We start from the raw sequence: 19,640 nt of genomic DNA, 5'->3' as shown, positions 1-19,640 counted from the left end.
AGTTTGTTCTCCACTAATTTGGGATGGCGGGTTAGATTTTTCGTTTCAACACAAATGTGTTGACTTTTTGAGTTAGAAACTCTTTTAAATGCAAATATGATCGAGCTTCCAAATCTCTCCAACCTTTGAAGCCTTGCTTGTTTTTAGCTTGTCTTTTTCCCCATGCGATCGGGGGTTTGGACTTCTTGGCTTCTGCGCGCACCGTTCGATCTAAATAAAGCTTTATCTGTCGATTCTTGATTGACAAGATCGATTTTGTGAGTGCGATCGGTGCTGCTAGCAACGCTGTGCTGGCAGCACACGCGCTATTCGACTCCCAGTGCTGCTTAATCGAAGCATTTCTTTGGGATCGGTTTGTCATGACTTAATGTTGCAGACAAGTTGCGATCGGGTCAAGGGGTCTTTTGCCTCAATCCTGGGTAGTTATACGCATTTTCGTGATTTTGGGGATCACTTTGTCAGGAAACCTTGACATTTGGGAGGTTTAGGGGATCGGTGTTGAAGCGAATGTCAGGATTTGATGAGAAATGGGGATAGGGGGCTTTTGATGGGTTTGGAGGGTGGGGGCGATCGGTCTGAAATATCTATATCTTTAGGAATACGATCGCACTTCCAGCCAACTATTCTCCCGATGCTTTTCTCTCCATCACTTCCTGTCACCAAGGGATTAAATTTTTGTTGGCGCGCTCATACTATATGCTACTATAGCATATAGTAGCAAAGTAAAATCCAAGATAGAAGATACAATGTCTATAGAATTAAAAGAAAAAGAACTCGTGGGTGGAAAACGCAAGCGGGAGTTGATAGCGGTATACATCCCCAAAGAAAAGAAAGTCGCTTTAGAGGCGTGGGCAGCCTCAGAAGAGCGATCGGTTTCTTGGATAGTCGCCAAGCTGATTGATCAAGCACTTTGCTCGCGTCAACAGCAGCAGGAAGGTTTGGACAATGACAACTAACCCACGGGGCTATCTCGAAGATCCTGAAGATGAAATCCAGGGTATGGGGAGTCCTCAAACCGAATCCGTTGTAGCAGGAACCAGAAAAAAAGCAGTTGAACGTTGCTTAGAAGAAGCAAAAGGACGGAAGTTACTCGCCGTTCAACACTTTCAGAAAAACATTTGGCAGTGTATTTTCCCAGGAGGCGAAGATGAAGACTAAAGGTACAATTGTTTGGGACTATAAACAGGGTTGGACTTCTCCAGAACTAGAAGTTCCGGCAACAGGTAAAATTGCTATTTTTGTCGATTACCCAGATGACGACTTAAGTATGCCCATCATCGAACCAGAAGTAGAAGAAATTTTGTCAAGTTTAGGCTATGTGGGTGAGGGTCGCTACATTGGAGAAAACGATCGTTTCAAACCCTGCGATACAAAAACTGTTACTTATGTAGAAACATTCTCTATTGAAGAGTTGAGTCATCATCTCAGAATACTGAATCAAACTATCATTCCGAGGGAATGGTTTTATATCTTAAATTCCGAGGGAAATATTATCCATCTTCAAGAGGCGATCGTTCCAGCATAAGCGATCGATTTAAAAATTAGCGATCGCTTGAGAATAGATAAATTTTTCTTGGGAGTATGATAAACTGGAAGGCTTCTGGCACTAGCTGCTGGAGGAGTGAAGGTGAAAAGCATTAATCACATTTTACGGAGTCAGGCTCAAATGACTAAACTTACACCTGAACAAATTGCACAATATCGCTCTGAATTGGCGAGCGATCCAGAGGCATTAGCTGCACTTGACGAAGTAGAAGCTTGTGATAACAGTTTAGAAGATGCAGCAGAAGTATTAGCCATTGAGTCTGGATATACAAAATCCACTCTGGCAAAGCCAGACCAAAGTTATTTAGACAAGTTAACCGAGAAAGCACGAAAAGTTATCTGTAGCAAATACACAGGTGATTTACTGGAATTATTCAAGGATTTGAGAGATTTTATGCCGTTTCCTGCTAATTTAGCAACCTTAGTTGCTATCAACGTGACTAAAATAGGTGTTCATAAGTTTTGCGAGTCGTCAAAGTCTGAAGCTTAGATTCCTGTAGCTGTAAACGCTGCCCAATCGGAAGGGTGAGCAAAGGGATATGCTTGAGATCGGCGATATGTTATTGAGGCCTCAGCTTTCCTACGCTCTACTTTTGGCAGTTTACTAAGGATTTCATCAATTAGAGCCTTGTATTTAATCAGGCGTTTTTTAAACTCGTCAACAGTTAAATCTCGTAGCCGTTTCTGTGCTAGGTTGAGGGCGATCGCAATATCTCCCTCTTCTAACTGTTTATATTTTCTCAGGTTTTCATAAAACTCAATCATCAGAAAAGCAGCAGACAGTTGATCAACCTCCCAAAGGGTACTGACGACGCTAGGACTACCTGCAAACAGAAAACCACTTGGTAAACCGATATACTCATCGCTGATGCTGTTAAAATCTGTCATGCCAGTTTCACAAGCTGAGAGGATAACCAGGCGACATTGATTTAAGTCTAGAGCAAAGATTTCTCCCAGCGTCAGGTGTCCATCCGCCAAAATTAGAGCTGATTTTTCAAAGTTAAATGTAGCATGACCGAAGAAGTGGAAGCAGTGGGCAGAGCGTAGTTGTTCTGATTGAATGAGGCTAGCTTTTATTGCTTTGTCTCCAGGGAGAACATAGTCATTCGGCTGAAAATAAGGACGGATAGCTTCAACTCCAAAATCAACATAGGGACGGTCTTTAGTAGGATTTTGAACAGCAAATAGGTGGGTAAAGTCGGGGCGTTGTCGTTTTTGTGCTTGTAGTAATAGCTGACAACTCGGTGCATAGCTGACTCCTTTGGGGAAAATATCGAGGAGGCACACTTCACCGACTGGTAAAGCATGAAGGGGGAACAGATGCAGATACCGATGGGGGATGAGAATTAGCTGCTGACAATCTTTGGGAAGATGGGAGAGAATCTCATCCAAGTGCAAAATCTTTGCTAATTCCTTGAGTCGCGGAGTTAGCTGAGTCATCCAGTTGTCTTTTTGCTCGTAGTAATCATCTATATAAGCATTAGCCCAATATACCAAAGCATTTCGGTCATCGATGGTGGCAGACAAAACGAAGGGTTGGGGGCTGTGTCGGGTAAAGATAAATGTATGGAAGCTTTCACGAGTGATGTACCATTCGATGATGGCAGTACGATCGTCTAAAGTTGCCTGGAAGTGGTCAAAGTTGAAGCCATAACCGATGGGTAGATAGCGGTTTTGTAAGTCGTTGCGCTGCTGTCGTAACTGCACAAGATGTAGCGCTATAGTTTCTGGGTTATCGGTTTTACCAGTCTGGATTTTGTTCTGATTAGTAGCAATTTCGTCTCGAAGTTGTTCTAGTTCTGTGACAGCTTCTGGGGGGAAAATGTTATGTAAATCACGGGTGAGGATTTGTTCAACTAGGTTACGATTTTTGCTGCGTTCGGCATATTCAATCGCTGCGGTGTAATTGCCCATCTCTAGGCACACTTCCACCAGAGATTGATAGCTTTTGTTCCATTCCTCAGCTAGTTTTTGCTTAGATTCATCTCCAGAGACTATCTCGCTACGCAGAAATTCCACTGTTTCAATAGCAGTGGCAAAGGCATCATAGGCAAGAGGCTGCTGGTTTATTTGTTGGTAGGCAAGTCCAAGGTTAAATAAGGTTTCGGTATAATCTTGGGGCAAAGCATCACGGGTGTAAACTTCAAGTGCTGCTTGGTAATAGCGAATTGCCACTTCTAAATTTTCTGCCTTGTCTCCTGTGATTCTGTTAAAGTAAGCAGCAGCCAGATTATGTTGAGTCATTGCCCAATCTAGGGGAAATACTTCGCGATTGAAAACTGATAGTACGGCTTGGCAATAGCCAATAGCCACTTCTAAGTTTCCTGCCTTATCTCCTGTAATTCTGTATAAGTAGGCAATACCCAGGTTGTTGTGAGTCAATGCCCAATTTTGAGGAAAAGCATCGCGGTTGTAAACAGAAAGTGCTGCTTGGCAATAGCCAATTGTGGCTTCTAAATTCTCTGCCTTGTCTCCTATGATTCTATCACGGTAGGCATTAGCCAGATTATGTTGAATCAATGCCCATTTGTTGGGAAAAGCATCACATTTGTAAACCGAAAGTGCGGCTTGATAATAGCCAATTGCGAGTTCTAAATTCTCAGACTTGTCTCCTTTAATTCTCTCATAGTAGGCATTAGCAAGATTATTTTGAGTCGCTGCCCAACTTTGAGTAAAAGCTTCGCCTGCGTAAACAGAAAGTGCAGCTTGGCAATGATTAATTGCAACTTCTAAATTCTCAGACTTGTCTCCTTTAATTCTCTCATAGTAGGCATAGCCAAGATTATTTTGAGTCATTGCCCAATATTGGGGAAAGCCATCGCAGGTGTGAACCTCAAGTGCAGCTTGATAATAGCCAATTGCGACTTCTAAATTCTCTGCCCTGTTTTCTTTGATTCTGTATGAGTAGGCATTGCCAAGATTATGTTGAGTCATTGCCCAATCTTGGGGAAGGGCTTCGCGGGTGTGAACCTCAAGTGTGAATTGATAATAGCTAATTGCCACTTCTAAATTCTCTGCCCTGTCTCCTTTGATTCGGTCTGAGTAGGCATTAGCCAGATTATTTTGAGTTGCTGCCCAACCTTGAGGAGAGGCTTCGCGAGTAAAGACAATAGCCACAACTTCATGACCTGCGATCGCAATCTCCAAATTGTTAGCTACACTCCCCAGAGGGAACTCATAAATCCAGTTGCTAAAAGTACCAATAATCGCCGCAATGTATTGTGCTTCTTCTGATTTCACCTCTGACAGTTTCGCTGTTGTCCAATCTCGCAATGCAGAGGCAAAGTCATCATCCAATTTATCTAGGTTATCTTGCAGCAGTTGGTACACCACCTGCTGGTTTCCCTTGCTATCTTGAGTTGCCTGCAATACCTCCATCAAGAAATCAAAATACACCTCTAGGGATGTTGCCGCTGAAGAGTTGGCAATCATCTCACCCAAATGAGAAGCCCAATTTCGCAACCAAGTAGCGTTATTCTCATCCCCCTGCTGTGCCAGATAGTCAGCAACTTGTAGCATCATTTGCACTAACCCATCATCAACCAACTCTGAGTTAGCATTCAAAATCTCTGTTGCTTCATCTTCAGTCGGACAATTGAATAACAAATAGATCAGATGCAGATAGGCTTGACGGTGGCTTTCATCCATTGTGGGCGATATTCGGAGTAGTGATGTTATTTTCTACATCAGGATTTGCACTTTTTCGGGAGGCGAAATAAAATTCCGTACAGGGGGCCTTAGTTGCTGCTACTACGCATCCAAAAACCCGAATTCTGGCAAAAGTCGGGTTTCTCAGAAATCCTGTATAATAATCGATCTTACCTAGCTAACTCTAATTTGGCCTCCCGCTTGTTTAAATGGTAACTAGCGCTTTCTTCTAGCAATTGACGAACAAAATTAGGTTCTTGGGAGTTCAATAAATGCAAAATATCTCGATACAAACGACAAGCATCATCATCATTTAAAATGCGGCTGTGGAGGATTCTAGTCCATTCCGAAGCAACGAGCATTAATTGCGGTACAACTGTAACAAACGCTTGAATCTGTGCTGACACATCAAAAGATTCTAGAAAATGAATCAAACCAAACATGACTTCTGGCTGTTCGCAGCGATCGTCTAAAATCAGATGTAAATCTGGCAAATCTTCATCTTGAGGACGAGCGGCAAGTGAGGATAAAGCATTTTCAAAAGCTATAACTTCATCAGGCGATCGCATCAATTTATTCGCTCCTAAAATACTAATCCAGATATTTTTTTTCATCAACTATTACCTTCCTCGTCTGATTCACCTATTATCGGTTTTTGAGCAGCGTGTCGCACAAAAATAATCTGAACGCTATCATCAACAATCGTAAACAGAATCCGATAGGCATTTCGTCCCTTGCCGTAAACCAGTTGTCTGATTTCTTCGTCAAAAAAACTATTCTCAAATGCTAATGAACAACGAGAAGGCATATTTTCTAGCGATAAAGTAGCTTTATACAATCCTTCTAACCAAGTTCTAGCCTTCAGAGAAGAATGATTACTTAACCAAAAATAGGCTTCCTCAATGGCTTTTTGCGCTGCGGGTTGGATAATGACTTGATATTTCTGATTCATGGGGAACTGTCTAACTTATCAAGCAGTTGATTAAAGAAATCTTCGGCTTTTTTCCCTTCGCCTCGCGAGCTTTGTTCCAACCCCAGTTTAATTCCCTTTAAAGTTTCCAATAACTCAAACGCATCTAAAAGCTTCTGATAGGATTCAGCATCCTGAACAACTAACTCAGCTTTCCCGTTGACAGTTAGAACCACAGGATGTTTGGTTTGCTTGATCCGCTGCACAAACTCAGTGGTATTGCGTTTAAAATCCGTGAGAGAATGTATGTCTTTTGAAAGGTTTATCATAAATAACATTAAATTAGCATCTAATTTAATGTTAAACTATACCTTCGGAGTTTGTCAATCTAATTTTGAAAGTAAAAAAGACTGTGACACGATAGAATAGATAATAGCCATCGCGAGGCCGCACAATATGTTCAACAACACCATTACCATTCCCCAAACCTTCAAAGTAACTCACGAACAGTTCCAGCAAATTGCTGCCGTCAACCGTGAGTTAAGACTAGAGAGAACAGCTACAGGAGAATTAATTGTTATGCCCCCCACAGGAAGCGAGACAGGCAATCGAAACCTAGATATTGAAGGACAACTCTGGCTGTGGAATCGCCAAACCAAGCTGGGAGTAGCATTTAACTCTTCTAGCGGTTTTCAACTGCCCAATGGTGCCGATCGCTCTCCTGACGCCTCCTGGGTTAAATTAGAACGGTGGCAAACTCTCACACCCAAACAACAACAAGGTTTCGCTCCCCTTTGTCCAGACTTTGTTGTAGAATTGCGCTCTAAATCTGACAACATGGAACCACTGCGAGAAAAAATGCGGGAATACATCGCGAATGGATCTCGTTTGGGATGGTTAATCGATCGCAAAAATAAGAAAGTCGAGATATACAGGCAAAATCGGGATGTGGAAATATTAGATAATCCCACAACTTTGTCCGGGGAAGATGTATTGCCGGGATTTGTCTTAGATTTAACAGATGTTTGGTAGTGACACCGAAAGATTCACCAACAGCAATATAATAAATTAGAGCAGTACGTCAATCCCCAATCTCAAATCCCATGCCCCTAACGCTTTACAACAGCTTGACCCGTCGCGAATCACCTTTTGAGCCCCTCGAACCAGGAAAGGTGCGGATGTACTGCTGCGGCGTTACGGTATACGATTACTGCCACGTCGGCCACGCCCGCGCTTACATTGTTTGGGACATGGTGCGGCGTTATCTGATGTGGCGGGGATACGATGTGCGCTACGTGCAGAATTTTACAGATATTGACGACAAAATTCTCGATCGCGCCCGCGAAACCAATTCCACAATGGAAGCCGTGGCGGAACGCTTCATCGATGAATATTTCGTAGATATGGACAAGCTGAATATTCTCAGGGCCGATGAATATCCCCGCGCCACCCATACAATCGACGGCATTAAACGGCTGATTCACGAATTAGAAAATAAAGGTTATGCCTATGCTTCCGGCGGCGACGTTTACTACAAGGTGAGGCAGTTTGCCGATTACGGAAAACTTTCCGGCCGCAAGTTGGAAGAAATGCAGGCCGGGGCTAGCGGTAGATTGGAAACCGCAGAAATAGAAGCTCAAAAAAAGCAAGATTCATCTGATTTTGCCCTGTGGAAAAGTGCTAAACAGGGAGAACCTGCTTGGGATTCATCTTGGGGAAAAGGTCGCCCCGGATGGCACATCGAATGTTCGGCTATGGTGCGCGATTGCTTGGGCGAAACAATTGACATTCACTGCGGCGGTTCCGATTTAACTTTTCCGCACCATGAAAACGAAATTGCTCAATCTGAAGCCGCGACTGGCAAGTCACTTGCTAATTATTGGATGCACAATGCTTTTGTGACTGTCAATGGCAAAAAGATGTCGAAATCTTTGCACAATTTTATTACAATTCGCGATTTGTTGGATGGGAATTGGTCGGGTGATTTGGAATCTAACCCCCCCGCAGCCCAGGGCGGGCACGGGGGCACCGCCCCTACGCAGGGGGGGAGTCAGAATGCAAAAGCGGTAGAACCGATGGCGGTGAGGCTGTTTGTGTTGATGGCGCAGTATCGCAGTCAAATTGATTTTACCGAAGAGGCGATCGCTAATGCTCGAAATGGCTGGAATACCATCAATGAAGGTTTGCTGTTTGGGCTCCGCTACGGTTCTCAACTGAGTTGGGACGTTGAGAAAACTGGACAGGATAGCAAAGCTGTGCAGGAATTCCAATCAGCGATGGATAATGATTTCAATACTCCCGGCGCTGTGACGGTTTTGTTTGAATTGGCTAAGGAATTGGGCAAGGAAGGTAATGTTTTAGTGCATCAAGGCAAAACTGAAACTTCGCCGGAATTGTTGCAGCAAAAATGGCTAACTTTGGTTAATTTGACCGGGGTTTTGGGTTTAGAAGTTCAGCCGGAAGGTGATAGCAATGATGCTGTTGATGGCTTGAGTGATGGGGAGATTGAAGTGATGATTCAGCAGCGGAAAGATGCCCGGAAAGCTAAGAATTTCGCTGAGGGCGATAGAATTCGCAACGAACTTAAGGATAAGGGAATTACTTTAATAGATCAAAAAGATGGTACAACAATTTGGCATCGCGGTTGAAATTTAGAGTTTTTTAACCGGAGATGAATGCAGATGAAATTCCATCCGCGTTCATCTGTGTTCATCTGCTGATATCTGCGGTTAAAAACTCCCATTAGTAAAGTTCAAGACAATCTAATACGGTGTTGCCAATAAATTCTTTAATTGTATCAACTCCAGACCGAAAGATTGCTTCCACGTTACTGGTCGGTGCATTACCGCATCGCACCCAAATCACTTTCGGAGGTGCTCCGTAAAGACGGCTTCGTTCAGCAAAGTCGGCGTCCTGCGTTACAATACAAAAGCCTTGAGCCTTTGCAAACTCCCAAATCTCGCTATCGTCTGTTTCGGTCAGATTGTGGGACTGAACATGACTAGAGTCCGGGAAAATATCTGCAAGTCGAGTTACCAGTTTTCGGCTTAAGTTTTGGTCAAACAGAAGTTTCATAAACAGCAGTTTCAAGTGCCACTTACCACGGCAATCAGACAGCGTTCTCGGTCAGCAGCGAATTCTAAACACGCTCTTATGTCTTCCTCCGTCAACTCTGGAAAATCGTCCAGAATTTCTGCATGAGACATTCCCGCAGCCAGCCAACCCAAAACATCATAAACGGTAATTCGCATTCGCCTGATGCAAGGCTTTCCACCGCGTTTACCGGGTTCGATCGTAATGATGTTGCGATAGCTCATGACAAGACCGAGTTGAGTACACTTTTCTTTAAGTTTAGCTTAGCTTAGTCCTGGAAAAGTTATATCGACTTTAACTTATTCACAAAATCCGCAACAGCCGCGACAAATTCTGCGGTTGATTCGTAGGGCAAAACATTGCGCCCCGGCATTAATAAACCTTCCCCATTGGGAAAATGGGCTAAATATTGCGCTAATCTTTCATCGGGTTTCTCTTCCTTACCTGCTTGACTGATGCTTGAGGCTTTTTCTCCCATCACAATGAGGGCGGGGCGATCGAACTTTTGAATCGTACCGCTATAATCCTGGCGCCAAAACCCCGCTAAAAACGAGAAAACCGCGTGTCTGCTGTCAGGATTCGCCGCCCCAGCCTGCAAAGCATCCAACCATTCGCTGTCAACTTTTGCCGCATCGCCAAACAGTTGTTTCACAGAAAAAGAACGCAAAAATTCAGCGCGTCTGGCGTAGCGGTAAAAAGCATTTCCCAAGGGAGAATTTAACAAATTCCAGACAATCCTTTGCTGTCTTTCTGTCGAATGTTTGTTCATTACCGCCCAAGCGGGAGGCCCGGCGAGGACTAAGCCGCGAATTAAATTTGAGCCGCTTTCCTGCTGCATTTTTGCTAAAGCCAAGCCTACAGACAGTAAAGCACCTTGTACGAGGACGATCGCAGGTTTTTTGACTACAGTTTCCAAGAAATACTGCAACTGTGCCGCCCAATCGTCAGGATAGCAAGCCACAGCCGGCATTTCGCAATCGCCGCAGCCCAAAAGGTCGGGATTATAAATCGGATTACTGTTCCCTGCTTTGTACCAACTCTCACAAAATCTATGCCAAAAGATTCTTGACAAACCAACTCCTATCGGGTGGATTAATAACAATGGGATGCTATCTTCTGTCGCAGTAGTTGGTTTATAAACTTCATAAGCACATCGATAATTTTGCCATTCGTAAAACAGCGTTGGTGATTTTATAGACGAAATGGTTGACAAATCTTTATTTGAAGGTGGTGATTGCATATTAATCTTTTAATTTTTTACTTGTTTGTTTACTTATGATGCTACGACAATGTGAGTTTTAGCTTGAACATTTGGTGGCGAGTGGGCAATCCTAATCTCTACGTTGCTGCCGAGTGCGTTGAGAAAACGAAATAGGCGTTCCGTAGAGAAATCTAATAATTTACCGCGCATCAATGCTGAGAGTGTAGGTCGATCGATTCCTAATAGCTTTGCTGCTTGGTTCTGGGTTAGTTGGCGTTCCGAAATTAATTCACTAATCTGATGAGCTAGTTCGGCCTTAATCAGTAATTCCTCTGGATTGGGTAGCCCTAAATCAGCAAAAACATTTCCACTACTGGAATGCACTTTTATTTCTTCAGTCATTTTGTTCCTCCAATTCTTGCTGTTCTAAATATTTTTTGTAGTGTTCTTTTGCACGCTTAAGTCGAGATTCAATCAAATCTATATCTTGCTTGGGGGTAGCAATTCCCTGCTTGGATTTTTTTTGAAAAGAATGAAGAACATAGACTATTCCTTCAAATTTTACGGTATATACCGCTCGGTAAGTGTCTCCATCAAAATTCTCAACAATTTCTAGAACGCCAGCACCTTTAAATCCTTTAAGCGGTTTAGCATCAGGATGCTTTTTACCCAGTTGAGCGCGGTACAAAGCAAAACCCATAATTTGCTGAACATCTTCAGGAAAGTCGCGCAAGTCGTCACGGGAACTGCCGATCCATTCAACGGGTTTTAAGAGCGACTTCATAATCTTAATTATATTATTTATATCATATCGTTTATCATAAAATAGAGAGTGACACGATCGACAACAATATCATTACTCAATTTTGTCAGAATAATCATGTCAGAACAGCGGATAACTATTTCTTTACCTAACTTGCTGCTAATTGTAGCATCGTCCTTGCTGCTAGTGCTGCTGTGGCAATTGCGGAGCCTGCTAGTAATTCTGATGATATCAGTTGTGCTGGCTGCTTCGATCGTCCCGATCGTGAATTGGGCCCAAACGATGCGGGTTCCCCGCTGGCTGGCGGTGATTATGGTTTATTTAACTCTCATCGGCGGATTTAGCGGGACGGTAGTGTTAATCGGGCCCACGGTCATCGAACAAATAGAGTTACTGCTGCGGCAGTTACCAGTTTATGTCGAAAGTTTGCGAACTGTGGCAACTAATGTATTGAGTCGCTTGAGCGACGATGCCCCAACCTTGGTGGGTCTGGTGGACACTCAATCGCTGACTAATTGGCTGATTCGATCGAGTCAACAACTGGTTTTGCGATCGTACAGTTTAACTAGAGGCATTCTAGGCGGTTTCTTCAGCCTAGTTTTAGCATTATTTATTTCAGGTTACATGGTTGCGGACAGCGACACATTAATCAAAAGTTTGGTGCAATTTTTCCCGAAACCGTGGGACGGAAGATTAGCCGCACAAGTGGCGCCAATTGGTCAAAGAATGGGGAGCTATATTCGCGGGCGAGTGTTAGTTTCGGGTATTTTAGGGATATTTATTACCACTGGTTTGAGCATTTTGGGAATGCCGGAATTTGCTTTAGGCTTGGGTGCGATCGCCGGTGTTACAAACTTGATTCCCTTCATCGGCCCAGTGTTGGGAGCAGTACCAGCATTAATCGTAGCATTAGCTAAAGGTGGCTGGGTACTTTTGTGGGTATTACTGTTATTTGTAATCATCCAGAATTTAGAAACTTACGTACTCGATCCTTTGCTGGTTGGCTCATCGGTTGGTGTGCATCCTTTATATCAATTGCTGTCTGTCTTGGGAGGCGTTCAAGTATTGGGAATTATTGGAGCTGTAATTGTGCCGCCTTGGTTTGCGGGAGTGGCAGCTTTGATTGAAAACTTGTATTTAAAACCGAAACTTAGGAGCGAACATCGAGAGGCAATCAATCAGGCTAAAAATAATTCTGACTTGCCACCTCTTACACCTTCGGCGTGACAGCAGGGGAGAAGAGGAGAAGGGGAGTAGGGAATTGAAACATACAATTTATATCGTTTCTGTTGGCATCGGAATAATAATTTTCGGAGTTCAGCGCTTACGTGACCGATCGCGGGGACACTCGTACTTGGGTATAATTCCGTAGTTGCCAGGTTTGATCTTAAATTCACAACAGCAATTTTAACATCCCAGAAGCCGTTTGATATCAAATCCGTTGGCATCGGAATTATTCATCTCTCTCTTCTCTTCCTCTGCGTCCTCTGTGTCCTCTGCGGTTCAATCATTCCGGTTCAACCGGATGTGATATGACTCCAATTATTCGATCGCTACCATTGACACTTCAACAGTATCTACAAGTCTGCCGACTAATGACTGATTACTGAACACTAAAAACTAAGGATTAATTGCCACTTCAATGCGGCGGTTGCGCTGCCGATTAGTATCCGAACTATTATCCACCGAAGGGCGACTTTCCCCATAGCCGATCGCCACCCAATGATACTTCTGACCGAGTACACCCGACAAATACTGCACCACAGCCTGAGCCCGCGCAAACGACACATTGCGATTATCCGCCGCTTCCCCCGCGTCGTCAGTGTGGCCCGCAACCCGCACAGTTGCCCCCTCGTAATTGCTCAACTCCGCCACCAAATTGTCCAAAATCGCATTAGTACCCGCGCGCAAAGAAATGCTGCCAGTATCAAACAAAACATCGCTGGGCAGAGTCACCATCAGCCCATCCCCCCCAACCACCGGATTATTGGCATTCTGTGGGGTAGTATTCACCGTTTCAGGGTTCAGACTCGGGCTGCTGCCGATCGCCGGTAAAGCAGGAACAGGACTTGTCGCCGTTTCCGGCCCCGCCAATTCCCGCGACATCAACTGCAAACGCTTTTCCAAAGTTTCCGTCGGGCGGCTGCTGCCCAACTGACTCTCCAAAGCCGCCGTGCGACCAATCAGCGCGTTCAGTTCGCCCTGCAACTGTCTCAAATCTGACAGCAATTTCTCTCTCTGGGCAGGACTGACTGTTGACTGGGGACTTGGTGTAGCGGTTGGTGGCGGAAGCGCCGGAATTGGCGTTGCTGGGGCGCGTTTCGGGCTGGAGGTCAAATTTTGAGTTCCACGCAGCAATCTCTCTGCCAGCGGCATCTCCGTCGCGCCTGACGGATAAATTTGAGCGATCGCCATCCCCAAAACCCACGCAAAACCGCTGCCCACCCCCAGCAGCAGCAGTCGAAAAATCAGCGACAGTAAAAGCAAACCTTTTCCCCGCGACTTGGAGACGCGAGTGGGGGGGATTGAAGGTTTTTGGTTAAAAGATCGCGTCATATTTCATCCCTCTCGGTGTACAGACCACATTAATTTCGATACTATCTTACCTATCCGATTGGAAATTTGAGATTTGAGATTTGAGATTTGGCCTCCAATCTAAAATCTAAAAAAGAAACCCGGTTTATATAAATCTGGGGTTTAGTGGCGAAGCATCGAGGCAGAAACCGGGTTTCTAGTCCGTTGCCTGCCAGCCTGAATCTGTTGGATAATTCAGTAAAACTTTTGGAAAAAAAACCGATGACTGACCCTTTAAATAGCCCTTATCCCGTTCCTTGGGAATGGATTAGTGCCACTCATGCTAAAGTGAGCTCCACTGCCGGCACAGGCCTCCGCTATTATCGCAGTCCATCCCTAGTATCAACTAACGGCCAATACGCAGCTTACAGTCGAATTGAGTTGCAAGTACAGCCGGAATTCTCCCGGTGTCGGGTTAGCAGTGTCATGTTTGTGGAAAATCTCAAAACCGGGGAACTGCAAACAGTGGCGGCTGCTTCGCCACTGGCCGAAAGTGGGATGTATGCTAGCGATGATACAGATATGTCCGGGACGATCGCCATTTTAGTGCCTGTTTCTTGGAATCAAGACGGTTCCCGCATTCTCGCCCGCGAATTTGAAGCACTTTTCAACTCTTCGGATATGTCCGACTACGGTGTCATTTGGGACAAAAATGATAATTACACTTATACAGTTGCTCCCGCTCGCAGTCTTTACACTCATGCTGTATTGTTGGGTTGGAGTCAAGTTTGTCCCGGACAAGTTCTGTTCCGCGCCGGCAATTTGGGCGATCGATCTTGGCCTCTTTGTGCAGTGGATATGACAGGGCAAACCGTAGCAGTCACCGAGGACAAACCCCTAGTTTTCGGCAGTCAAGCCAGCACAGACTGGATCGAACCTAAAACTCGTTTTTAGATATTATGGCGGCATTTTCTTGGATATGGCCCACAATTTTTCTAGTGTCAGGTCAGTCTTTCAACCAATTCATTTTGACGCTGGCGCTGATAGTTCTGGCTGTTATTTCCGGTCTAACAGCTTTTATTTTTATTCGGATTTTAATTAATTGGTTGCAAGCGAAATTGGAGGCAAACCGCCCTTTTTTTATACGCTCGTTCACCCGAAATACGGGCAATTCAACCGCTAATATTTCCGAACCTGAAAAGGTTTTTTTAGAGCCCAGATTCGTAGAAAGTGACGGGAATATAACTGCTACTATTTTTGGAGGCAAAAGCGATATTTCAGCAGCGCTTCAGCCGGAGATAATTTGCGAGAATTCAGCATCCGTTGCCTATCTATACAAGCCGATCGCTCTTTGGCACGGGCGCTTAATTTTGCCCTCACATGAACAGCGCCAGCCCTACGGTACCGTGTTTTTTGAAGTAATAAATGCACCCAAAAAATATAAAAACTTTATTGGCAAAACAGCATTTTTAAAATGGAGTACAAATCGCGAAGTACAGTTTTTTGTCCACGCAGTCAGTCAAGATATAAACTTTACACAAGAAACTAAAAAAAGTCAAAAATCTGGCAACATCCATCCAGATAGATTGAACGGTTGGCGAAATGTCGGCCCTTTAGAAACTCTAGCAGGCACCCGACTCGAAGACAGCGTGACTGTGATGCTGCGAAGACCGGTGATTGCGATTCATTATAGCAGCAGCGATCGCCATGAACTCACGATCGATCGCGAACCAGTACAAATTATCGGACGTTTCTGCGCCTTAGTCTCAATTTTACAGCGAAAAGAACCCGACAGCGACAAATTTATTGTCCGGCATTTCAACAAAACATCTCAACAATTTGACGGCGCCGCCGAAATCATTCGGATTCCGCAAGTACAGCCAGATAAAAATGGCGTAGCGAGGTCTACCAATCACCTGATCGAACAATCGCCATTAAATCCAGACGGCTGGTACATTTACGGCGAAAGAGACGAAGACAGTATGTTTGTAGTGGAGGCAATCGAACCCCGCAAAATAGCTCAATTAATCCCAGACGAAACACATTTCGGACTAAAAAAATCTCTCGATTATTTAAGCAGCAAAAATTGGGAAAATACACCCGCCCAAAAAGGGCAAGCAAAAAGAGTATTGTTAACCCCAAATGATGCTACAGAAAACGCTTCAATCTCTCCTTGGCAAGAAGGAGATATCGGGATAGTGATTCACAGTTTCGGGGGTATCGGCGGCAAAAAAGGCGAACGGCCACCGCTGGGAATTGTCACCGGACATTTTGCTTTCGGAGTAGCAAAAGTAGTGCGCGATCGCTTTACCAGCGAACTGCGTTTTGACATAGAATACAAACAAGTTTACGCCCACAATCCCGACGGAATTGTTGCCGGTTCCAGCAAATGGCAAAGCTACATGGGAGACTTGCAGCGCGGCTGGTTGGGCGATCGCCCGGTTTGCGATATCATCTGTAAATTAGACTGCGTGTGTTGCGACTACGATTTTGACGGCATCACGTTGTCGCCTTTAACCGAATTAAACCAGCAACTAGATATCATGATTGCCCGCTACCGCAGCGGAGACGGCACCGGCGCAAGTTTAGTCACGCCAGCAACTTCTTGTGTCCAAGATTCAAGTCAGGCAATTTACGCGACAATTAAAAAAATTACTTCCGAAATAGAGTCAAATCCTCAGATTCAAGACTGGCTGAAAACACATCCCACCGATGCACAAACCCAAAGGTTTCACCAGTTAGTAGCTTTAGGAGAAAGTTTAGAAAAAGTATTAATGCCCCTCGGAATTGTCCGTCCAGATTGGCAGAAAAATCCAAGATTGGCGGGGATTGATGCAGAACTGAAAAAAACCTTTTTTGTTGGTATAGCAAACCTGATAAAAGCTGCTATTAGTTACCGAACAATGTTGCCCAGACGCACCCAAGATGAAATAGCCAAAATTTTCTTAAAACAGGGAAATTTTTTGTGGATAATTCGCACAAATCAAGTTGGAGGATTTGACCCAGACATTGAGCCGATCGCACCAACAGGCCTTTGAATCAGCAATCGATTTGTAGATGATTCGGATATTGAAATCGCTACTAGAAAAACCAAGTCTGCCTCCCCAGACTAAGAGATTGATATCATGTCCGGTCAATTACCCTGATTCCTGTAGGGGCCCGTGAGCCAACAATATTTGCTAAAAACCGACAATCTCAAAAACCCGCCCCTGCCTATGTATTATGCGCGATCGATCGGACATGGTATCCGTCAACAGTCAACACTTAACCGTTAACAGTCAACCGTTAACAGTCAACACTTAACCGTTAACAGTCAACAATCAACCATTACCAAGGAGTGACTTGAACTTTACCACCCGGTGCCAAAACTACGCGGAAATCAGCCAGCGGTTCCGCAGGTGGCCTGGTGCCAACCGGTTTGTAAAGCAACTCCGACAACGGCGTTTCGGATCGATCGACTGCTGCCGAATTCTCCGGCTTGTAACCGACAATCGCCCCGTCTTGGGCCGCACTCACCCGATAAACCAACTCCGCATCAACCGGAGGCTTATCCTTCACAACTCCGTCAATTTGCTGGGAAAGTTTGCCCCTCAACAGCTCAATTTCCCCTGGATCGGTAATTGGCACCGCGCCCACCTCTGGGCTTGCCAAACCTTCAGCAACAGGAGTGGGCGTGCTTTCCGGCGAAGTGCTCGACTGCGGTGTGGCCAACGGTGAAGCGTCCGGCTGCGGCGCGGGGCTCGGAGTCGGCGAAAGCGATTCAGCGTTTGGAGTTTGAGTTCCAGGCAGCAAACCGTCAGCAGGAGGCGTGGGATTGGGATTAGGCGAACCCGATCCACCCGGATTCGGCGTCCCCTGATTCTGGCCTGCAGGATTGGGCTGCGGCACCGGATCTCTCTGGCGCTGGACTTCCGGCACCGGCACCAAGAAAAACGCCATCGCAGCCAAAGCCAAACTCGACACCCCCACGACAGCAGGTAAAGTCCGCTTCGCCAAAGGTTCGGCCGACTTGACGTAACGCCTGGAAATTGGGGTTAATTGCAGCGACAATTCCGGCAGCGTCTGCGTGTCGGCAAAAAACTGATCGATCGCCTCTACCAAGTCAAATAGCTGTACCGTTGTCAAATCTACTTTTGCCGACAGTTCTGGTTTTTGATCGATTTGGGGTGGGCTGCCTGTGGAGGCGGGTAGAACGGTCAACCGGTGCAAATTCCCGTCAATTCTATGTAACTGTACCATGCCCAAATTCGGGCCGTAGCGATCGGGATAATGCACTCCGCTCATAAATTCTTGAGCGTAGCTGCTGACGGCCCTCACCAAGCTTTCAAAAAAGTCTCGTCCCCCGCTTAAAGGCTCGCGGAGACCGTTCACATAGCATTCAGCGCTCATTAGTATGGAAAGCACCGGCCGTATATCTAACTGGCTGGCTGCCGATCCATCGCTCAACCCTTCTAGAACCAGGGTGCAATTTGGCAGACTGTACTGACGCCTAATAGTCATTTTTTATTCAACTTCTCCATCAAACAGGCTAACCCAGAAGCGCTGCATTCCGGCTGTGCCTGTACAAAATAGCAGTTTGCTCAACAAGTTCAAAGCTAGTTCGTTGAGCTTGTCGTCGGAATCGTAAGCTGCAACTAGCGATCGCTTGGGGTTCATGCGCGATCGAAAGTGAGCTCGAAAGCGTTCTAAATACTCCGCCAGCGGCTGGTTCTGGTTGAGGGGGATATTTTTCGATCGCAACTGCTGGGAGTCTAGCAGCAACTGCCGAATTGTGGCGGTTAACTTACGCGCCATATTACAGGCGATCGCCACCAGCGCTTTTGCCTCCACAATGGTAAGGGAGCGGCGCTGGGTATAGCGTCTCAGCGGGTTAGTATTACGCATCAGCCAAAGGGCAACCCGATTTTTGATAATTGATCCCAATTCCAGGTCCTTTGACACAGCCAGCATTTCTTCCGCACCTCCGAGATACAAGGCTTCGATCGCCAGCAACATCAAGTCAATTTGCAATCTGGCTCGGCGAGGACATCCCCCATCGGAGGGCGACAAGTCTGGCAAACTGTCTAAAATCAACGGGTTTGACTGGGTAAGCGAAGTTTCTGACGGCATTAAGATCACGGCAACATCCATTCCAAACAAACTATACGGGCAGGGGGGGTCTTGAGCAAGACAAATTCTCAACCAAGAACTTCTCTGGGATACTTTATTTTTATCATTGACTTTTAAGTATATTTTCTAATTTAGCAGCAACCGACCGTCGCGGGCGAGCTCCGGCGAGAGTTCGATCGCCCACTCTCCTACCCCCGCCGCCGCTTTGTGATTCCTTGCTTCGCCAAGGGTGAAGGGAAGAGTCAGAAAGCGACCAAGAATTACCCCTTTCCCCTTTCTTATTCTCTATTGGAATCAATCAATGTTCAGGCTTTTGGGGTTGCACCGCCGCTTCTCTTTGAGCCGTAAAATCAGTAGCCGCCGCCTTATCAGTTAGACTAATTTTTCCCTTGAGGGTTTCTTGCTCCACAATTCCGCGCATTTTAACAGAACTGTTTTGACCGGTTGCTGTGGAGTCGCTGCAACCCGCTAAATTAGGAACCGCACCCGACAAGTTCAATCCTTGAGTTTCCCACTTACCAAATAGATAAGGTTTCTCCTCGGCTGTTTTTTCCATGCCCTCCCTGCTGCCCGATCGCAAATTACCGCTTAAATAAACACCCGATTGCTCGATTGTCAATACCAAAACATCAGATTTCAGACATTCGGGCAAACTTTTAGGATCGAAGCGATAATTTCCAGCAATTGCCGGGGCCGCCTTTAAATTTGTTTCGCCGTAAGCAGTTACTACTTTAAACAGCAGTGCAACTGAGCCGATCGCAACCCCATAAAATGCCAGTGATTTGAGGCTTAAATGATTCATCATCTTGGTAATTAATAATTGGGCATTGGCCAAACAGGGCATTGGCCAAACAGGG

General features: G+C 45.4%; 24 protein-coding genes. 9 read left to right on the top strand and 15 right to left on the bottom strand.

Translation table 11 applies throughout. The features are described from left to right. Nucleotides 1-31: 31 nt before the first annotated feature. Complete coding sequence (locus QUB04_RS12085; protein ID WP_333284458.1) at nt 32-361, bottom strand: hypothetical protein; 330 nt, start codon at nt 359-361, stop codon at nt 32-34. Nucleotides 362-746: 385 nt separating this feature from the next. On the opposite strand from QUB04_RS12085, the gene QUB04_RS12080 reads away from it, so the two are divergent. From QUB04_RS12080 to QUB04_RS12070, 3 genes are read left to right on the top strand one after another with little or no spacing between them, the layout of a single operon-like run. Beyond that, nucleotides 747-956, top strand: coding sequence for a ribbon-helix-helix domain-containing protein (locus tag QUB04_RS12080; protein ID WP_333142945.1), 210 nt, complete (start codon nt 747-749; stop codon nt 954-956). Further along, the gene (locus tag QUB04_RS12075; protein ID WP_333166228.1) at nt 946-1,158 is read left to right on the top strand and encodes a hypothetical protein; all 213 of its coding nucleotides are present in this window, start codon (nt 946-948) and stop codon (nt 1,156-1,158) included. The genes QUB04_RS12080 and QUB04_RS12075 overlap by 11 nt, the downstream gene beginning before the upstream one ends. Beyond that, nucleotides 1,148-1,525, top strand: a complete 378-nt coding sequence (locus QUB04_RS12070; RefSeq protein WP_333284456.1) for a hypothetical protein — start codon at nt 1,148-1,150, stop codon at nt 1,523-1,525. Before QUB04_RS12075 ends, QUB04_RS12070 begins: the two co-directional genes overlap by 11 nt. Here the strand turns inward: QUB04_RS12070 and QUB04_RS12065 are convergent. Next, nucleotides 1,501-1,638: a hypothetical protein gene (locus QUB04_RS12065; RefSeq protein ID WP_333284454.1), complete on the bottom strand. Its 138-nt coding sequence runs from the start codon at nt 1,636-1,638 to the stop codon at nt 1,501-1,503. The genes QUB04_RS12070 and QUB04_RS12065 overlap by 25 nt on opposite strands. A 28-nt stretch (nt 1,639-1,666) precedes the next feature. On the opposite strand from QUB04_RS12065, the gene QUB04_RS12060 reads away from it, so the two are divergent. Further along, nucleotides 1,667-2,035, top strand: a complete 369-nt coding sequence (locus QUB04_RS12060) for a hypothetical protein (RefSeq protein ID WP_333284452.1) — start codon at nt 1,667-1,669, stop codon at nt 2,033-2,035. Here the strand turns inward: QUB04_RS12060 and QUB04_RS12055 are convergent. From QUB04_RS12055 to QUB04_RS12040, 4 genes are all read right to left on the bottom strand, one after another. Next, nucleotides 2,032-5,193 (bottom strand): CHAT domain-containing tetratricopeptide repeat protein, encoded by a 3,162-nt coding sequence (locus QUB04_RS12055; protein ID WP_333284450.1) that lies wholly within the window; start codon nt 5,191-5,193, stop codon nt 2,032-2,034. The two genes, QUB04_RS12060 and QUB04_RS12055, sit on opposite strands and share 4 nt — an antisense overlap. A 170-nt stretch (nt 5,194-5,363) precedes the next feature. After that, a complete protein-coding gene (locus tag QUB04_RS12050; protein ID WP_333284448.1) occupies nt 5,364-5,807 on the bottom strand; it encodes an Imm30 family immunity protein in 444 nt (147 codons plus the stop codon). Then, nucleotides 5,807-6,145: a type II toxin-antitoxin system RelE/ParE family toxin gene (locus QUB04_RS12045; protein ID WP_333142952.1), complete on the bottom strand. Its 339-nt coding sequence runs from the start codon at nt 6,143-6,145 to the stop codon at nt 5,807-5,809. The genes QUB04_RS12050 and QUB04_RS12045 overlap by 1 nt, the downstream gene beginning before the upstream one ends. Next, nucleotides 6,142-6,432 (bottom strand): type II toxin-antitoxin system Phd/YefM family antitoxin, encoded by a 291-nt coding sequence (locus tag QUB04_RS12040; protein WP_333142953.1) that lies wholly within the window; start codon nt 6,430-6,432, stop codon nt 6,142-6,144. The genes QUB04_RS12045 and QUB04_RS12040 overlap by 4 nt, the downstream gene beginning before the upstream one ends. Before the next feature lie 127 nt (nt 6,433-6,559). Between QUB04_RS12040 and QUB04_RS12035 the strand changes: the two genes are divergently transcribed. Both QUB04_RS12035 and cysS read left to right on the top strand, forming a co-directional pair. Then, the gene (locus QUB04_RS12035; protein ID WP_333284446.1) at nt 6,560-7,135 is read left to right on the top strand and encodes a Uma2 family endonuclease; all 576 of its coding nucleotides are present in this window, start codon (nt 6,560-6,562) and stop codon (nt 7,133-7,135) included. Between the two features lie 71 nt (nt 7,136-7,206). Continuing rightward, a complete protein-coding gene (cysS, locus tag QUB04_RS12030; RefSeq protein ID WP_333284444.1) occupies nt 7,207-8,751 on the top strand; it encodes a cysteine--tRNA ligase in 1,545 nt (514 codons plus the stop codon). A 94-nt stretch (nt 8,752-8,845) separates the two neighbouring features. Here cysS and QUB04_RS12025 read toward each other — a convergent pair whose 3' ends face one another. From QUB04_RS12025 to QUB04_RS12005, 5 genes are read right to left on the bottom strand one after another with little or no spacing between them, the layout of a single operon-like run. Next, entirely contained in the window at nt 8,846-9,178 is a 333-nt protein-coding gene (locus QUB04_RS12025; protein WP_333284442.1) for a DUF5615 family PIN-like protein, read from the bottom strand. An 11-nt stretch (nt 9,179-9,189) separates the two neighbouring features. Next, nucleotides 9,190-9,420 (bottom strand): DUF433 domain-containing protein, encoded by a 231-nt coding sequence (locus QUB04_RS12020; RefSeq protein WP_333284440.1) that lies wholly within the window; start codon nt 9,418-9,420, stop codon nt 9,190-9,192. 59 nt (nt 9,421-9,479) lie between these two features. Continuing rightward, the gene (locus tag QUB04_RS12015; protein WP_333284438.1) at nt 9,480-10,436 is read right to left on the bottom strand and encodes an alpha/beta fold hydrolase; all 957 of its coding nucleotides are present in this window, start codon (nt 10,434-10,436) and stop codon (nt 9,480-9,482) included. A gap of 33 nt (nt 10,437-10,469) precedes the next feature. Further along, a complete protein-coding gene (locus tag QUB04_RS12010; protein ID WP_333056013.1) occupies nt 10,470-10,799 on the bottom strand; it encodes a helix-turn-helix domain-containing protein in 330 nt (109 codons plus the stop codon). Beyond that, nucleotides 10,792-11,181: a type II toxin-antitoxin system RelE/ParE family toxin gene (locus QUB04_RS12005; RefSeq protein WP_333284436.1), complete on the bottom strand. Its 390-nt coding sequence runs from the start codon at nt 11,179-11,181 to the stop codon at nt 10,792-10,794. Before QUB04_RS12005 ends, QUB04_RS12010 begins: the two co-directional genes overlap by 8 nt. A gap of 96 nt (nt 11,182-11,277) precedes the next feature. On the opposite strand from QUB04_RS12005, the gene QUB04_RS12000 reads away from it, so the two are divergent. Then, a complete protein-coding gene (locus QUB04_RS12000) occupies nt 11,278-12,387 on the top strand; it encodes an AI-2E family transporter (RefSeq protein ID WP_333284434.1) in 1,110 nt (369 codons plus the stop codon). A 393-nt stretch (nt 12,388-12,780) separates the two neighbouring features. Here QUB04_RS12000 and QUB04_RS11995 read toward each other — a convergent pair whose 3' ends face one another. Then, nucleotides 12,781-13,716, bottom strand: a complete 936-nt coding sequence (locus tag QUB04_RS11995) for an OmpA family protein (RefSeq protein WP_333284432.1) — start codon at nt 13,714-13,716, stop codon at nt 12,781-12,783. 240 nt (nt 13,717-13,956) lie between these two features. On the opposite strand from QUB04_RS11995, the gene QUB04_RS11990 reads away from it, so the two are divergent. Both QUB04_RS11990 and QUB04_RS11985 read left to right on the top strand, forming a co-directional pair. Further along, nucleotides 13,957-14,628 carry a hypothetical protein gene (locus QUB04_RS11990; RefSeq protein WP_333108427.1) on the top strand — a complete coding sequence of 224 codons (672 nt, stop codon included), beginning with the start codon at nt 13,957-13,959 and terminating at the stop codon, nt 14,626-14,628. A 44-nt stretch (nt 14,629-14,672) separates the two neighbouring features. Continuing rightward, a complete protein-coding gene (locus QUB04_RS11985; protein WP_333284430.1) occupies nt 14,673-16,712 on the top strand; it encodes an abortive infection protein in 2,040 nt (679 codons plus the stop codon). A 289-nt stretch (nt 16,713-17,001) separates the two neighbouring features. Here the strand turns inward: QUB04_RS11985 and QUB04_RS11980 are convergent, their stop codons facing one another. The 3 genes from QUB04_RS11980 to QUB04_RS11970 all read right to left on the bottom strand — a co-directional run bounded on the left by QUB04_RS11980 (nt 17,002) and on the right by QUB04_RS11970 (nt 19,627). Beyond that, complete coding sequence (locus QUB04_RS11980; RefSeq protein ID WP_333284428.1) at nt 17,002-18,174, bottom strand: DUF4335 domain-containing protein; 1,173 nt, start codon at nt 18,172-18,174, stop codon at nt 17,002-17,004. A gap of 3 nt (nt 18,175-18,177) precedes the next feature. Then, on the bottom strand, nt 18,178-18,804 hold the full coding sequence (locus tag QUB04_RS11975) for a DUF3038 domain-containing protein (RefSeq protein ID WP_333142966.1): 627 nt from the start codon (nt 18,802-18,804) through the stop codon (nt 18,178-18,180). Between the two features lie 277 nt (nt 18,805-19,081). After that, nucleotides 19,082-19,627, bottom strand: a complete 546-nt coding sequence (locus QUB04_RS11970; RefSeq protein WP_333284553.1) for a hypothetical protein — start codon at nt 19,625-19,627, stop codon at nt 19,082-19,084. Between the last annotated feature and the right edge of the window lie 13 nt (nt 19,628-19,640).

It is taken from the genome of Microcoleus sp. D2_18a_B4 (assembly GCF_036702475.1).
Taxonomy (GTDB): Bacteria; Cyanobacteriota; Cyanobacteriia; order Cyanobacteriales; family Microcoleaceae; genus Microcoleus.
The sequence above is the reverse complement of the archived record's forward strand: the minus strand, read 5'-3'. Positions and strand labels throughout refer to the sequence as shown.

What these genes read in the sequence shown, in the direction of transcription:
- QUB04_RS12085 (WP_333284458.1), bottom strand. Translation starts at nt 361, where the DNA reads ATGACAAACCGATCCCAAAGAAATGCTTCGATTAAGCAGCACTGGGAG.
- QUB04_RS12080 (WP_333142945.1), top strand. Translation starts at nt 747, where the DNA reads ATGTCTATAGAATTAAAAGAAAAAGAACTCGTGGGTGGAAAACGCAAG.
- QUB04_RS12075 (WP_333166228.1), top strand. Translation starts at nt 946, where the DNA reads ATGACAACTAACCCACGGGGCTATCTCGAAGATCCTGAAGATGAAATC.
- QUB04_RS12070 (WP_333284456.1), top strand. Translation starts at nt 1,148, where the DNA reads ATGAAGACTAAAGGTACAATTGTTTGGGACTATAAACAGGGTTGGACT.
- QUB04_RS12065 (WP_333284454.1), bottom strand. Translation starts at nt 1,638, where the DNA reads ATGCTTTTCACCTTCACTCCTCCAGCAGCTAGTGCCAGAAGCCTTCCA.
- QUB04_RS12060 (WP_333284452.1), top strand. Translation starts at nt 1,667, where the DNA reads ATGACTAAACTTACACCTGAACAAATTGCACAATATCGCTCTGAATTG.
- QUB04_RS12055 (WP_333284450.1), bottom strand. Translation starts at nt 5,193, where the DNA reads ATGGATGAAAGCCACCGTCAAGCCTATCTGCATCTGATCTATTTGTTA.
- QUB04_RS12050 (WP_333284448.1), bottom strand. Translation starts at nt 5,807, where the DNA reads ATGAAAAAAAATATCTGGATTAGTATTTTAGGAGCGAATAAATTGATG.
- QUB04_RS12045 (WP_333142952.1), bottom strand. Translation starts at nt 6,145, where the DNA reads ATGAATCAGAAATATCAAGTCATTATCCAACCCGCAGCGCAAAAAGCC.
- QUB04_RS12040 (WP_333142953.1), bottom strand. Translation starts at nt 6,432, where the DNA reads ATGATAAACCTTTCAAAAGACATACATTCTCTCACGGATTTTAAACGC.
- QUB04_RS12035 (WP_333284446.1), top strand. Translation starts at nt 6,560, where the DNA reads ATGTTCAACAACACCATTACCATTCCCCAAACCTTCAAAGTAACTCAC.
- cysS (WP_333284444.1), top strand. Translation starts at nt 7,207, where the DNA reads ATGCCCCTAACGCTTTACAACAGCTTGACCCGTCGCGAATCACCTTTT.
- QUB04_RS12025 (WP_333284442.1), bottom strand. Translation starts at nt 9,178, where the DNA reads ATGAAACTTCTGTTTGACCAAAACTTAAGCCGAAAACTGGTAACTCGA.
- QUB04_RS12020 (WP_333284440.1), bottom strand. Translation starts at nt 9,420, where the DNA reads ATGAGCTATCGCAACATCATTACGATCGAACCCGGTAAACGCGGTGGA.
- QUB04_RS12015 (WP_333284438.1), bottom strand. Translation starts at nt 10,436, where the DNA reads ATGCAATCACCACCTTCAAATAAAGATTTGTCAACCATTTCGTCTATA.
- QUB04_RS12010 (WP_333056013.1), bottom strand. Translation starts at nt 10,799, where the DNA reads ATGACTGAAGAAATAAAAGTGCATTCCAGTAGTGGAAATGTTTTTGCT.
- QUB04_RS12005 (WP_333284436.1), bottom strand. Translation starts at nt 11,181, where the DNA reads ATGAAGTCGCTCTTAAAACCCGTTGAATGGATCGGCAGTTCCCGTGAC.
- QUB04_RS12000 (WP_333284434.1), top strand. Translation starts at nt 11,278, where the DNA reads ATGTCAGAACAGCGGATAACTATTTCTTTACCTAACTTGCTGCTAATT.
- QUB04_RS11995 (WP_333284432.1), bottom strand. Translation starts at nt 13,716, where the DNA reads ATGACGCGATCTTTTAACCAAAAACCTTCAATCCCCCCCACTCGCGTC.
- QUB04_RS11990 (WP_333108427.1), top strand. Translation starts at nt 13,957, where the DNA reads ATGACTGACCCTTTAAATAGCCCTTATCCCGTTCCTTGGGAATGGATT.
- QUB04_RS11980 (WP_333284428.1), bottom strand. Translation starts at nt 18,174, where the DNA reads ATGACTATTAGGCGTCAGTACAGTCTGCCAAATTGCACCCTGGTTCTA.
- QUB04_RS11975 (WP_333142966.1), bottom strand. Translation starts at nt 18,804, where the DNA reads ATGGATGTTGCCGTGATCTTAATGCCGTCAGAAACTTCGCTTACCCAG.
- QUB04_RS11970 (WP_333284553.1), bottom strand. Translation starts at nt 19,627, where the DNA reads ATGCCCTGTTTGGCCAATGCCCAATTATTAATTACCAAGATGATGAAT.